Here is a 12,674-nt window from a genome sequence, read left to right as displayed (position 1 = left end):
GGCCTCGGGTGTATCTCAAGAGCCTGACCCTCAAGGGCTTCAAATCGTTCGCGCACCCCACGACTTTCGCATTCGAGACAGGGGTGACGTGCGTCGTCGGACCGAACGGCTCAGGCAAAAGTAATGTCGTCGACGCCCTCGCCTGGGTCATGGGCGAGCAGGGCGCGAAGACACTGCGTGGCGGCAAGATGGAAGACGTCATCTTCGCCGGCACGGCCACGAAGGGGCCGCTCGGTCGGGCCGAGGTCATTCTCACCATCGACAACTCCGACGGAGCCCTGCCGATCGACTATTCCGAGGTCACGATCAGTCGCACCCTCTTCCGCAACGGGGGAAGCGAGTACGCGATCAACGGTGAGGGCTGCCGACTCCTCGACGTTCAAGAGCTGCTCAGTGATTCCGGTCTGGGGCGAGAGATGCACGTCATCGTGGGTCAGGGCCAGCTCGACGCCGTTCTGCATGCCACGCCGGAGGGGCGCCGAGGATTCATCGAAGAGGCCGCCGGAATTCTCAAGCACCGTCGCCGCAAAGAGAAGACGCAGCGCAAACTCGAGGCGATGCAGGCCAACCTCACCCGCCTCAGCGACCTGGCAGGCGAGATCCGCCGTCAACTCAAGCCTCTGGGTCGCCAGGCCGAGGTCGCCAAAGAAGCGCAGTCGATCGCCATGATCGTGCGGGATGCCCGCGCTCGGCTTCTCGCAGACGAGGTCGTGACGCTGCGCACCGCGCTCTCAGACCATGGACGAACCGAGAATGAGCGTCGCACGGAGCGCATCGTTCTGCAGGAGCGTCTCGAGCAGAACCAGCTTCGGGTGGCGCGAATCGAGAGCGCTCAGGTCGGCGACGACGTCGACATCGCACGGCGAACCAGTTTCGGCCTCGAGTCGGTGCAGGAGCGCCTGCGCGGGCTGTTCACCCTGGCCAACCAGCGGCTCGCGCTGCTGGGTTCGGATGCCGAGGGTACGGCCGCAGGTCCCACGGTCACCCCGCAGATGGTCGCCGATGCGGCGGATGAGATCGTTCGGCTTCGCGGCGAGGTCGCTGCGGCCGAGCTGGCTCTCACTGCAGCGCAGGCCGACTCCGTGACGGCGCGCTCTGCGCTCGACTCGGTCGACGAGGAGATCGCGGCGCAGAGCGCCCTCGTCTCGAAGCACGACCTCGAGATCTCCAAACTGCAGGGGCAGGTCGACACGGCGAACTCGCGGCTCGCGGCTGTTCGTGGTGAGGTGCTGCGCCAGACCAACGCTCTCGAGGCTGCGACCGCACGACGGGAGTCGGCGCAGGCCGAATTCGCCCTCCTCGAGGCGGAGGCCGCCGTCTCAGGCACGTCGGAGACCGATCTCGACGAGGCCTATGAGTTCGCGCAGGCTCGCTTGTTCGAGGCCGAAGCAGAGATCGAGGTCTTGCGCGAGACGCTGCACGGCCATGAGCGCGAGCGCGATGCGCTCGCCGCTCGAACGAGCGCCCTGACTCTCGCTCTTGACCAGAAAGACGGCACTACCGACCTGATCGCCGCGAAGGTTCCCGGTGTTCTCGGACTGGTGGCCGACAACGTCACAGCCAAGCCGGGCTTCGAGGCCGCGATCGCGGCGGCGCTCGGCACCCTGGCCGACGCGGTTCTCGCCGAGACACCGGATGCTGCGCGCACCGCCATCGATCTCGCGCACAGTGACGAGCTCGGCCGGGTCGAGATCGTCGTGGCCAACCCCTCTGATTCTGTCGCCGCAGCCGGCGGGATGGATTCGCCGATCGCATCCGATGCACCCGGGGTTATCGCCGCGGTCGAGGTGATCACGGCACCTGCTGGCGTGCGTGGCCTGCTCGCCCGAACGTTGATCGTCGACGACCTCGCCACGGCCCGCGAGGTCTGGCCGACGGTGTCGAAGCACTCAGGAGCCACCCTGATCACCCGTTCAGGAGACGTGCTCACCGAGTACGTGCTGCGCGGGGGATCGGGAGCAAAGCGCAGCCGCATCGAGCTGCGCGCCGAACGCGATACTGCTTCGGTGAGCCTCGACGAAACGCGCTCGTTGATCGAGCGGGCGAAGTTCGCCCTGGCCGAGCAGCGGGGAATCGTGCAGGTCGCGAAGGAGCAGTCGGCGAATGCCCTCGCAGCTCTGCGCGAGTTCGACTCCGCGCTCGCCGCTCAGACCGAGAAACTCGCCAGGCTCAAGGCGCAGCTCGACGCGTCGACCGGTGAGTTCGACCGGCTCAGCACGGCGCTCGCGGCGTCGGAGGAGACCGTCGCTCAGGCGGAACGAGCCGCGGCGACGGCGAAGGAAGAGCTCGAGACGGCGCAGTCCCGCCCCCGCCCGATGCTCGACGTCAGTCAGCGCGACGTTCTCTACGCCGAGCTCGAGAGCGCCAGGGAGCGCGAGATCGGGGCGCGGCTGCAGCTGGAGACGGCCCGCGAGCGGGTGCGCGCCGAGGAGGCGCGTCGTGCAGCGCTCCAGAAGCAGGTGGAGGCCGATCGGGCCGCAGCCGAAGAGGCCGCACGCCGTGCCGTGATCAGACGGCGCCAGGTCGAGGCGGCGACCGATGTCGTCGAAGCTCTGCCGGCTGTGCTCAGTTCGGTGGAAGCCTCCGTGGCCGAGGCGCGCCTCGAGCAAGCGCGTGCCGAGGCGGAGCGTGCGGAACAGAATCAGGAACTGCTCGCCCTGCGTCGTGACGAGGCCGCCCTGCGCGAGCGGCTGCAGGCGATCACTGAGAATGTGCACGGGCTCGAACTGCAGATCTACGAGAAGAAGCTGCATCTGTCGAGCGTGCTCGAGCGCGTCGGCAGCGAGCTGGGACTCGTCGAAGACGTTCTCGTCTCCGAGTACGGCCCCGACCAGCTGATCCCGTCTGATTCACCGCAGCCTGAGCCTGTCGAAGGGGAGCCCACGGGCATCCCCTTCGATCGCGCGCAGCAGCAGGCCCGACTAGCGAAGGCGGAACGCAAGCTCGCCGAGCTGGGCCGCGTGAACCCGCTCGCGCTCGAGGAGTTCGACGCGCTCGAGCAGCGCCACAAGTTCCTCACCGAGCAGCTGACCGACCTCACGAAGACGCGTGCCGACCTGCTCACGATCATCGACGAGATCGACGTGAAGATGCAGGTGATCTTCGACGAGGCGTTCACCGACACCAAGGCGGCGTTCCAGGAGGTGTTCCCGATCCTCTTCCCCGGTGGAACGGGCAGCATCAGCCTCACCGATCCTTCGAATCTGCTCACCACCGGCATCGAGGTTTCGGTGAAGCCCGCCGGAAAGAAGATCGAAAGGCTGTCGCTTCTGTCGGGTGGCGAGCGCTCGCTGGCCGCGGTCGCCCTGTTGATCGCCATCTTCAAGGCGCGCCCCAGCCCGTTCTACATCATGGACGAGGTGGAGGCGGCTCTCGACGATGCCAACCTCGGTCGCCTGCTGACCATCTTCGAAGACCTGCGGCAGACGAGCCAGCTCATCGTGATCACCCATCAGAAGCGCACGATGGAGATCGCCGACGCCCTCTATGGCGTGTCGATGCGGCAAGACGGTGTGTCGGCCGTGGTCGGCCAGCGCGTGGGCGCCGCTGAGCCCCATTGACGCTCCGCGCCGCGTCGAACAGCTAGCGCTGTCGCATTAGTCCGCGGCGTCGCCGAGCAAGGCACCGCGCGGAATCCGGTCTGCGAAAGCGGTGAGGAAGTCGAGCTGTGCCGCGATCGCGTCGGCATCGCCCGTCGGGTCTCCGTAGCTGATCAGATAGCGGCCGGTCGCCGCGATGCGGATCGGTGAGCCCCAACCGTTCAGCAGCTCCCGCACGTCTGCGTTCATGAGGGCCACGCTGCGGGTCGGGTCGTCGGACTGGATGCGCCACCATCCGCCGACCCCGTCGTGAGGTATGATGACCTCGGTCATCGGTCGACCATAGTCGCGCGCGACGGAACCGCTCATGATGCGGAGGTCGGGTAACGCGTGCGGCAGGGCCAGATAGACGAGGTTCGTGCTTACGTCTCTGCCTTTCGCATCGACGCCCGGGCGAAGCTTCTCATAGCCGCTGAGGTGCATAGCCTCGAACGGTCGGCCGCGCCAGTCGCCGCTGACGACCTCCGACGCGGTCACCGGAACGAGTACCCGGCGGTCTTCGGCGAACGCGATGGAACTGATTTCGGGCGGCGGCGGCGCTGCGGTGGCGTCGAAGCTGCCGCCGATCGATGCAGCCCACGCCCTGTTCGCGTCGCGCATTCCGCGATAGCGGTCGTCGACCGTTCGGTTGATCAGTTGGAGCGCGCGCCCTATGGCGGGCACAGCCACAACGATAAGCGCGATGATCACGAGCGCAGACGCCATCTGGTTCTGCAACAGCCGCGTCGTCAAGGTCGTGGCTCCGGCCAGCAGGAGCACGGTAGCCAGAATAACCAGGCGGCCTCGATTGAACTTGACCCTGTCGGGGTCTTTCGCTCGCCTGTTGCGCGTCGTGCTGCTCATGTCGAATTCCACTCGTCGGACGGCCGGCAATCGTCAGTCAATGTTAAGAGATTCGCCGGTGTGTTCGGCCCTCGGCGACACTCCCGCGCTGCGTGTCCGAGGCCCGCCGACGCGATTAATTGGACTGCGTCTATTAAATAGCTAGACTGCCCGCATGACTGAGCTACTTCTCGCCGGATTCGGCGACGACGCGGTGGAATACTCAAACGGGTGGGCGCTCCAGCGTCGCCTCCACGACGGTGTCGTCAACGGCGCAGGGCCAGAGACCCTCGTGCTGCTCGAGCACCAGTCGGTCTTCACCGCTGGGCGCAGAACGGATGCCTCGGAGCGGCCGACCGACGGAACTCCCGTCGTCGACGTCGACAGGGGTGGCAAGATCACGTGGCACGGGCCGGGGCAGCTGGTCGGCTATCCGATCATTCGGCTGGCAGAGCCGGTCGACGTCGTGGGGTACGTGCGACGTCTCGAGGGCGTTCTCATCGAGGTGCTCCACGAGCTCGGTGTGGCGTGCGGTCGCGTGGAAGGTCGCTCTGGGGTCTGGGTTTCGAGAGGCGGAACCGATCTGAAGATCGCGGCCATCGGCATCCGGATCGCCCACGGAGTGACGATGCACGGCTTCGCCCTCAACTGCAGCAACAGCCTCGCGCCCTACTCGCGAATCGTGGCGTGCGGCATCCGTGACGCGGGGGTGACGACGATCAGCGAATGTGTCAGTCACATCGTTACGCCGAGTGATGTCGCTCCGCTCATCGCCAAGCGCTTCGCCGATTCATCAGTGATCGCGGGGTTCGCGGCCGCGCCCGCAGCCACGGAGGTCGCCGCATGAGCGCCGTGCCGGAGGGACGCAAACTGCTGCGACTCGAGATCAGGAACGCCGAGACGCCCATCGAAAAGAAGCCGGAGTGGATCAAGACGAAGGCGCGTTTCGGCCCCGAATACCGAGCTCTTCAGAGCCTCGTGAAAGACGAGGGGCTGCACACTGTGTGCCAGGAGGCCGGGTGCCCGAACATCTTCGAGTGCTGGGAGGACCGCGAGGCGACCTTCCTCATCGGCGGCTCGCAGTGCACGCGCCGCTGCGACTTCTGCCAGATCGACACCGGCAAACCGGCCGACTACGACACCGACGAGCCGAGGCGCGTAGCCGAATCGGTCGAGAAGATGAACCTGCGCTACGCGACCGTCACCGGCGTCGCCCGCGACGATCTGCCCGACGAGGGCGCCTGGCTGCATGCCGAGACGGTGCGCGAGATCCACCGTCGCAACCCCGGCACCGGCGTCGAGATTCTGGCCACCGACTTCTCGGGCAACAGCGATCTGCTCGCCGAGGTGTTCTCGTCGCGACCAGAAGTCTTCGCTCACAACGTCGAGACGGTGCCGCGCATCTTCAAGCGCATCCGTCCTGCGTTTAGATACGAGCGTTCGCTCGATGTGCTGACGCAGGCCCGCGATGCCGGCCTCATCACCAAGTCGAACCTCATCCTCGGCATGGGCGAAGAGCCTGCCGAGGTGAGTCAGGCATTGCGTGATCTGCACGACGCCGGAACCGACATCATCACGCTCACGCAGTACCTGCGCCCGAGCCCGCGCCATCTACCGGTGTCGCGCTGGGTCAAGCCAGAGGAGTTCGTCGCCTTCAAGCAGGAGGCCGAGGAGATCGGCTTCCTCGGTGTTCTGGCCGGGCCGCTCGTACGGTCGAGCTACAGGGCGGGGCGCCTCTGGGCGCAGTCCATGTCACGCAAGGGAATCGAGCTGCCCGAGCGCCTCGCCCATCTGGCCGCCGAGGCGGAGCGCGCGGACGGTTTCGCGCAGGCCGTGGGCTGAACGCGCGCCGCTAGTCTTGTCGTATGGCTGAACGCACCCCCTGGTCTCTCTCTGGCGCCCTCCGTGGCATGTTCACCAAGCCCACGATCGACGCCAATACGTGGGAGGACCTCGAAGACGCGTTGCTGAAGGCCGACTTCGGGCCCGACGTCACCGACTCCGTCGTGACCGATCTGCGAGCCAAGGTCGATCGCTTCAAGACGACCGATCCTAAAGATCTGCAGCGCATGCTCCGCGAGACCATGGAGGAGCGGCTCTCGAGGCTCGACACCACCCTGCACCTGTCGGAGCGCCCGGCCGTGGTGCTCGTCGTCGGCGTGAACGGGGTCGGCAAGACCACCACGATCGGCAAATTCGCGAAGTTCCTCGCTACGTACGGGCGCACGGTGGTCATCGGCGCGGCCGACACCTTCCGCGCCGCCGCTGTCGAGCAGGTCGCCACCTGGGCTGAGCGTGCCGGCGCTGCCATCGTGCGGCCGCAGCACGAAGGCCAGGATCCGGCATCCGTCGCCTTTCAGACCATCGAGTACGCCAAGCTGCACGGCACCGAGATCGTCGTCATCGACACGGCCGGACGTCTACAGACGAAGGGCGGGCTCATGGATGAGCTCGGCAAGATTCGCCGTGTGATCGAGAAGCAGGCACCCGTGGCCGAAGTGCTTCTGGTGCTCGACGCGACCACGGGCCAGAACGGTCTCGCTCAGGCCGAAGCGTTCATCCAGCACGCGGGCGTGACGGGCCTCGTGCTCACCAAGCTCGACGGATCGGCGAAGGCCGGGTTCGTGCTGGCCGTGCAGGAAAAGACCGGCATTCCTATCAAGCTCATCGGCCAGGGCGAGGGAATCAACGACCTCACCGGTTTCACCCCGCACGTGTTCGCACAGAACCTGGTCGGCTAGGCCGGCTCAGAACCGCGAGGCGACCTCGTAGAGCACCTCTTCGTCGCCGGTGTAGATGCCCTCTGGCCGCGGCCAGTGCGAGATCACGTCGGTGAAGCCGAGTTCAGCCGCCCGCCCGACCATGTCGTCGAAGGCGCCCACGCTCTCGAGAGAGAACTGGCCGCCCGAGTCGAGCGACAGATACCGATCGATGGATGCCGGGTCGCGGCCCGCCGCGCTCGCGGCGTCATCGAGACGGCCGGCCAGGGTGGCCACGGCAGACCACCACTCCTCACCCGTGGCGCCGTCTTTGCCTGTGGTGACCCACCCCTGACCCTGCTGCGCGACCAGCGCGAGGCCCCTCGGCCCGTTTGCGGCAAGCACGAAGGGCACGCGTGGTTGCTGCGCCGCCACTCCGACCATGCGTGCGTCGACCGCCTCGTACCATTCGCCGTCGAAAGAGATGCCGCGCTCGCCGTCGCCCTCGTGTCGAAGCAGCTCATCGAGCAGGGTCACAAACTCGGCGAAGCGCGCGTGCCGCTGAACCGGTGTGTATTCGGGCTGGCCGAGCACGAAGGCGTCGAAGCCGGTTCCTCCCGACCCGACGCCGAGCAGAAACCGGCCGCCCGAGATGTCATCGACTGTCGCGACCTCTTTAGCGAACGGCACCGGATGCCTGAAGTTCGGTGACGAGACGAAGGTACCGAGGCGGATCGTCTCGGTGACGACCGCCGCCGCGGTGAGCGTGGGGATCGTCGCGTTCCACGGCTGGTCTGCAAGCGAGCGCCACGAGAGGTGGTCGTATGTCCACGCGTGTTCGAAGCCGAGCCCTTCGGCGGACTGCCACTTTCGACGGGCGATCGACCAGGGGTCTTGGGGCAGGATGACGATTCCGTGACGCATGCCCCGAGTCTAGGGACTGACTCCGACATCGATCATGGCCGGTATCGTCGGAGGCGTTCCCCGCGAGAAAGAGTCCCATGCGCGCTGTCGTGTTCACCGAGTTCGGCGGAGCCCCCGAGCTCCGCGATGTGCCTGATCCCGTTCCCTCGGTCGACGGAGTGGTGATCAGGGTCGAGACGACGGGAGTGTGCCGCAGCGACGCCCACGGGTGGTTGGGCCATGACGACGGCATAGCGCTCCCGCACGTTCCCGGCCACGAACTCGTCGGACGCATCGCCGCCGTGGGGCCCGAGGTCACGCGCTTCCGGGTGGGCGAACGAGTCACCGTTCCGTTCGTCTCGGCGTGCGGACGATGCCCCGAATGCGCCGACGGCAACGGTCAGGTCTGCCGCAACCAGACTCAGCCCGGCTTCACCCACTGGGGCTCCTTCGCGGAGCTCGTGGCGCTGCACAACGCCGACGTCAACCTCATTCGTGTTCCAGACGAGCTCGACTCGGGTGCCGCTGCCCTTCTCGGCTGCCGTTTCGCGACCGCCTACCGAGGACTCGTGCATCGGGCAAGACTCCAGCGCGGTGAGCGACTGCTCGTCGTCGGCTGCGGGGGAGTGGGTCTGAGTGCCGCGATGATCGGAGTCGCCGTCGGCGCCGAGGTGATCGCGGTCGACATCGACCCCGTCGCGCTCGAGCGAGCTTCGTCTCTGGGCGTAGCGCACACCATCGACTCATCCGGGCTCTCCGAGTCCGAGGTCCTCGATGCGATCACATCCGTGGCACCCGCCGGCGTTCACGTGTCGGTCGAGGCTCTGGGCAGGCAGGCGACTATGCGGCTCAGCGTGCTCGCACTCGCGCCCCTGGGGAGGCAGGTGCAGATCGGCCTGTTCTCAGAAGAACCCGTGATCCCCCTCCCGGCGATCATCGCCAAAGAACTCTCTCTCCACGGCAGCCACGGAATGCCGGCGTCGGACTACCCGGCGCTGCTCGACCTCGTTCTGAGCGGAGCCCTCGATCCGGCACGACTCATCGAGCATCGAATCTCGCTCGCCGATGCGCCCGCGGCGCTCGAGGCCATCGCGTCGGGCGATCGATCGGCGGGAGTCACCGTCGTCGACATCGCCTGAATCCTGGCGATCGTCGCTCACGATCTCCGGGCGTCCGCCTCGTCGAGAGCAAGATCCTCTTCTAGCTCCTCAGCCGTCTCGGGCGAACGGCCGCGCGAGAAAGGCCGACCGTCGTGACTCACGACGAAGTGGGGATGCGCTGCTCTGTCGAAGTGCAGGCGCAGATGGCGGAACACGATGAGCCAGCCGAGACCGATCGCTGCTGCGACGAGCCCCGATGCGGCGGCGACACCGATTGCCCAGCGCGGCCCGAAACTGTTCGCCACCCAGCCCACGACAGGAGCACCGATCGGCGTTCCGCCCATGAAGACCGCCATGTAGAGCGCCATCACGCGCCCGCGCATCTCCGGTGCGGTGGTCGTCTGCACCGTGCCGTTTGCGGTGGTCATCAGCGTCTGGGCTGATAGACCGACGAAGACCAGCACGATGGCGAAACCCCAGTAGCTCGGCATGACGGCGGCGACGAGACAGCTCACCCCGAAGGCGGCAGACGCAATGAATGTGAGCCGGACCCGCGGACGATCGCGCCGCGCCGACAGCAATGCTCCCGTCACCGATCCCACCGCCATCACCGACGAGAGCAGGCCGAAGGCCTCGGACCCGCGTCCGAATTCGACGCTCGCCATGGTCGATGTGAAGATGGCGAAGTTCATGCCGAATGTGCCGATGATGAAGACGATCACGAAGATCACGAGCAGGTCGGGCCGCGATCGAACGTAACGGAAGCCCTCGAGCAGTTGGCCCTTGCCCTGCGGTGCCCGCTTGCTCCGACGCAGCTGATCCACTCTGATGAATGTGAGTGAGACCAAGACGGCGCCGAACGTCACCGCGTTCAAGAGAAAGACCCACCCCGCGCCGATCACGGCGACGAGAAGGCCTGCGACGGCGGGGCCGATCATGCGGGCAGCGTTGAACGAGGCTGAGTTCAGTGCCACTGCGTTCGAGAGGTTCGAGCCGCCGACGAGCTCGGAGACGAATGTCTGCCGCACGGGCGCATCGATCGCCGAGGCGATGCCCAGCAGCAGGGCGAACAGGTAGACGTGCCAGAGTTGGGCCACGCCGGTCACCACGATGAGGCCGAGCCCCAACCCCAAGACGCCCATGGATGCTTGGGTCACCATCAGGGTGCGTCGCCGGTCGAGACGGTCGGCTATCAGACCCGCCCACGGCACGAGAAGAAGCTGCGGACCGAGCTGGAGCGCCATGACGATGCCCACCGCTGCGGCGTCGTGATCGGTCAGCTCGGTGAGCACGATCCAGTCCTGCGCTGTGCGCTGCATCCAGGTGCCCACGTTCGACACCAGTGCTCCGGCGAACCAGATGCGGTAGTTGACGCTCGAGAGCGAGCGGAACATCGCGCTCATGGAGCCACGATCTTTCTCAGAAGGACCGTCGCCTCCTCGAGTGTTCGGCGTTCGTCGGGCGTGAGCGCCGAGAGCCTCGAGTGCAGCCACGCGTCACGCCTGCGCCTCGTCTCTTTCACGACCCCGCAGCCGTTCTCTGTCGCCGTGACGAAGACCTTGCGGCCGTCCGACGCATCCGGTGTTCGAGCCACGAGGCCGGCTGCCTCGAGCGCGTTGATGGTGCGGTTCATCGACGGGGGAGTGACATGTTCCCAGACGCTCAGCTCATTCGGTGTGTGTGCGCCTGTGCGAACGAGATAGGCCAGCACGCTGAATTGCGAGTCGCTGAGGTCGATGTCGGCGCGTTCGTTTCGGAGTCTGCGCGAGAGGTGCATAGTGACCCCGCGCAGCTCGGAGCTGAGAGCGGGCAGCGAGAGGGGAGGAGTCATGTAGTTAGCCTAACTCATTAGCTTGGCTAATGATCCCGCGAGTGTTCCGTTCGTCGAGCCTGTCGAGACACCCCCTCGACCGGCAACGTCGGCGGCCAGGTAAACTTGTCGAACCATGGCTACTTTCGGAAACCTGTCTGACAGGCTCGCAGAGACATTCAAGAACCTTCGCACCAAGGGCAAGCTGAGCCCTGCCGATGTGGACGCGACTGTTCGCGAGATCCGCCGCGCCCTGCTCGACGCCGACGTCGCGCTCGAGGTAGTCAAGGACTTCACCGGCAAGGTGCGCGAGCGTGCGCTGGGCGACGAGGTCAACAAGGCGCTCAACCCGGCGCAGCAGGTCGTGCAGATCGTCAACGAAGAACTCGTGGCGATCCTCGGTGGCGAGGCCCGTCGCATCCAGTTCGCCAAGAAGCCGCCGACCGTGATCATGCTCGCCGGCCTTCAGGGTGCCGGTAAGACGACGCTGGCCGGCAAGCTCGCCAAGTGGCTGGCCAAAGACAATCACACACCTCTCTTGGTCGCCGCCGACCTTCAGCGCCCCAACGCAGTGAACCAGCTGCAGGTCGTCGCCGGCCAGGCCGGGGTAGCCGTATTCGCGCCCGAGCCCGGCAACGGCACGGGAAACCCGGTGAAGGTCGCCAAAGACTCGATCAAGTTCGCCATCGACAAGCAGTACGACGTGGTCATCGTCGACACGGCCGGTCGTCTCGGCGTCGACGCCGACATGATGAAGCAGGCGTCAGACATCCGCAAGGCAGTCGATCCCGACGAGGTGCTCTTCGTGATCGACGCCATGATCGGTCAAGACGCCGTCGCCACGGCCAAGGCCTTCCAAGACGGTGTCGACTTCACGGGAGTCGTGCTCACGAAGCTCGACGGCGACGCCCGCGGTGGAGCTGCCCTGTCGGTGGCATCCGTCACGGGGCGCCCGATCATCTTCGCGTCGACGGGTGAGTCGCTCGACGACTTCGAGCCTTTCTACCCCGACCGCATGGCGAGCCGAATCCTCGACCTCGGCGACATCCTGACCCTCATCGAGCAGGCCCAGTCTGCCTTCGACGAGGGCGAGGCCATGAAGATGGCCGAGAAGTTCGCCACCGACACTTTCACTCTCGAAGACTTCCTGGCCCAGATGCAGCAGCTGCGCGGCGCCGGCTCCATCAAGAAGATGATGGGAATGCTCCCCGGCATGGGTGGCATGAAGCAGCAGCTCGAGAACTTCGACGAGCGCGAGATCGTGCGCACCGAGGCGATCATCCAGTCGATGACGAAGGCCGAGCGGCAGAACTCGAAGCTTCTCAACGGCTCGCGTCGACTGCGCATCGCCAAGGGCTCGGGAATGACCGTAACCGACGTGAACCAGCTCGTGCAGCGTTTCGAGCAGGCCGCCAAGATGATGAAGACCGTCGCCAAGGGCGGCATGCCGAACATCCCCGGAATGGGTCCGGTTCCCGGCGCCCACGGCGGCCGCAAGCAGGTCGCCAAGAAGAAGGGCTCGAAGTCGGGCAATCCGGCAAAGCGTGCGGCCGAAGACGCCGCACGTGCCGCGGGTATCAAGCCGGATGCCGCGCCCGTCACCGCGGGCGGTTCGGGCTTCGGTCTGGGGCTCGGCAAGGGCAAATCCGCACCGGGCGCCCCGAGCGAAGAAGAGCTGGCTTCGCTGCAGAAGTTCCTGGGCCGCTAGGCACGTCTCGACAAGCTCGACGTTCCGTTCCCC

Annotated in this window: 10 protein-coding genes; 6 read left to right on the top strand and 4 right to left on the bottom strand. The window is 66.2% G+C overall.

All coding sequences use genetic code 11. The annotated features are described in order from the left end of the window. Positions 1-8: 8 nt before the first annotated feature. Positions 9-3,560, top strand: a complete 3,552-nt coding sequence (gene smc, locus B9Y86_RS00600) for a chromosome segregation protein SMC (protein ID WP_085481970.1) — start codon at positions 9-11, stop codon at positions 3,558-3,560. Between the two features lie 36 nt (positions 3,561-3,596). On the opposite strand, the gene B9Y86_RS00595 is transcribed toward smc, so the two are convergent. After that, complete coding sequence (locus B9Y86_RS00595; RefSeq protein ID WP_139824667.1) at positions 3,597-4,442, bottom strand: hypothetical protein; 846 nt, start codon at positions 4,440-4,442, stop codon at positions 3,597-3,599. A 154-nt stretch (positions 4,443-4,596) separates the two neighbouring features. Between B9Y86_RS00595 and lipB the strand changes: the two genes are divergently transcribed. From lipB to ftsY, 3 genes are read left to right on the top strand one after another with little or no spacing between them, the layout of a single operon-like run. After that, positions 4,597-5,268, top strand: a complete 672-nt coding sequence (lipB, locus tag B9Y86_RS00590; RefSeq protein WP_085481966.1) for a lipoyl(octanoyl) transferase LipB — start codon at positions 4,597-4,599, stop codon at positions 5,266-5,268. Beyond that, positions 5,265-6,263 carry a lipoyl synthase gene (lipA, locus tag B9Y86_RS00585; RefSeq protein ID WP_085481964.1) on the top strand — a complete coding sequence of 333 codons (999 nt, stop codon included), beginning with the start codon at positions 5,265-5,267 and terminating at the stop codon, positions 6,261-6,263. The genes lipB and lipA overlap by 4 nt, the downstream gene beginning before the upstream one ends. A gap of 23 nt (positions 6,264-6,286) precedes the next feature. Further along, the gene (gene ftsY / locus B9Y86_RS00580; protein WP_085481962.1) at positions 6,287-7,162 is read left to right on the top strand and encodes a signal recognition particle-docking protein FtsY; all 876 of its coding nucleotides are present in this window, start codon (positions 6,287-6,289) and stop codon (positions 7,160-7,162) included. Between the two features lie 6 nt (positions 7,163-7,168). On the opposite strand, the gene B9Y86_RS00575 is transcribed toward ftsY, so the two are convergent. Beyond that, positions 7,169-8,044: an LLM class flavin-dependent oxidoreductase gene (locus B9Y86_RS00575; RefSeq protein WP_085481960.1), complete on the bottom strand. Its 876-nt coding sequence runs from the start codon at positions 8,042-8,044 to the stop codon at positions 7,169-7,171. A 77-nt stretch (positions 8,045-8,121) separates the two neighbouring features. Between B9Y86_RS00575 and B9Y86_RS00570 the strand changes: the two genes are divergently transcribed. Beyond that, the gene (locus tag B9Y86_RS00570) at positions 8,122-9,162 is read left to right on the top strand and encodes a zinc-dependent alcohol dehydrogenase family protein (RefSeq protein ID WP_085481958.1); all 1,041 of its coding nucleotides are present in this window, start codon (positions 8,122-8,124) and stop codon (positions 9,160-9,162) included. Between the two features lie 17 nt (positions 9,163-9,179). On the opposite strand, the gene B9Y86_RS00565 is transcribed toward B9Y86_RS00570, so the two are convergent. Both B9Y86_RS00565 and B9Y86_RS00560 read right to left on the bottom strand, forming a co-directional pair. Then, positions 9,180-10,526 (bottom strand): MFS transporter, encoded by a 1,347-nt coding sequence (locus B9Y86_RS00565; protein ID WP_085481956.1) that lies wholly within the window; start codon positions 10,524-10,526, stop codon positions 9,180-9,182. Beyond that, positions 10,523-10,954, bottom strand: a complete 432-nt coding sequence (locus B9Y86_RS00560) for a MarR family winged helix-turn-helix transcriptional regulator (protein ID WP_085481954.1) — start codon at positions 10,952-10,954, stop codon at positions 10,523-10,525. The genes B9Y86_RS00565 and B9Y86_RS00560 overlap by 4 nt, the downstream gene beginning before the upstream one ends. Positions 10,955-11,069: 115 nt before the next feature. Here B9Y86_RS00560 and ffh point away from each other — a divergent pair, with 115 nt between their 5' ends. Continuing rightward, on the top strand, positions 11,070-12,641 hold the full coding sequence (ffh, locus tag B9Y86_RS00555; RefSeq protein WP_085481952.1) for a signal recognition particle protein: 1,572 nt from the start codon (positions 11,070-11,072) through the stop codon (positions 12,639-12,641). Positions 12,642-12,674 lie beyond the last annotated feature (33 nt).

It is taken from the genome of Agreia pratensis (assembly GCF_900177685.1).
GTDB lineage: Bacteria > Actinomycetota > Actinomycetes > Actinomycetales > Microbacteriaceae > Agreia > Agreia pratensis.
Note: the sequence above shows the minus strand (reverse complement) of the source record. Positions and strands in the feature narration are given on the sequence as shown.

Coding starts and splice junctions, on each gene's coding strand:
- B9Y86_RS00560 (WP_085481954.1), bottom strand. CDS start 10,954: ATGACTCCTCCCCTCTCGCTGCCCGCTCTCAGCTCCGAGCTGCGCGGG.
- B9Y86_RS00570 (WP_085481958.1), top strand. CDS start 8,122: ATGCGCGCTGTCGTGTTCACCGAGTTCGGCGGAGCCCCCGAGCTCCGC.
- B9Y86_RS00595 (WP_139824667.1), bottom strand. CDS start 4,442: ATGAGCAGCACGACGCGCAACAGGCGAGCGAAAGACCCCGACAGGGTC.
- B9Y86_RS00565 (WP_085481956.1), bottom strand. CDS start 10,526: ATGAGCGCGATGTTCCGCTCGCTCTCGAGCGTCAACTACCGCATCTGG.
- lipB (WP_085481966.1), top strand. CDS start 4,597: ATGACTGAGCTACTTCTCGCCGGATTCGGCGACGACGCGGTGGAATAC.
- ffh (WP_085481952.1), top strand. CDS start 11,070: ATGGCTACTTTCGGAAACCTGTCTGACAGGCTCGCAGAGACATTCAAG.
- B9Y86_RS00575 (WP_085481960.1), bottom strand. CDS start 8,044: ATGCGTCACGGAATCGTCATCCTGCCCCAAGACCCCTGGTCGATCGCC.
- ftsY (WP_085481962.1), top strand. CDS start 6,287: ATGGCTGAACGCACCCCCTGGTCTCTCTCTGGCGCCCTCCGTGGCATG.
- lipA (WP_085481964.1), top strand. CDS start 5,265: ATGAGCGCCGTGCCGGAGGGACGCAAACTGCTGCGACTCGAGATCAGG.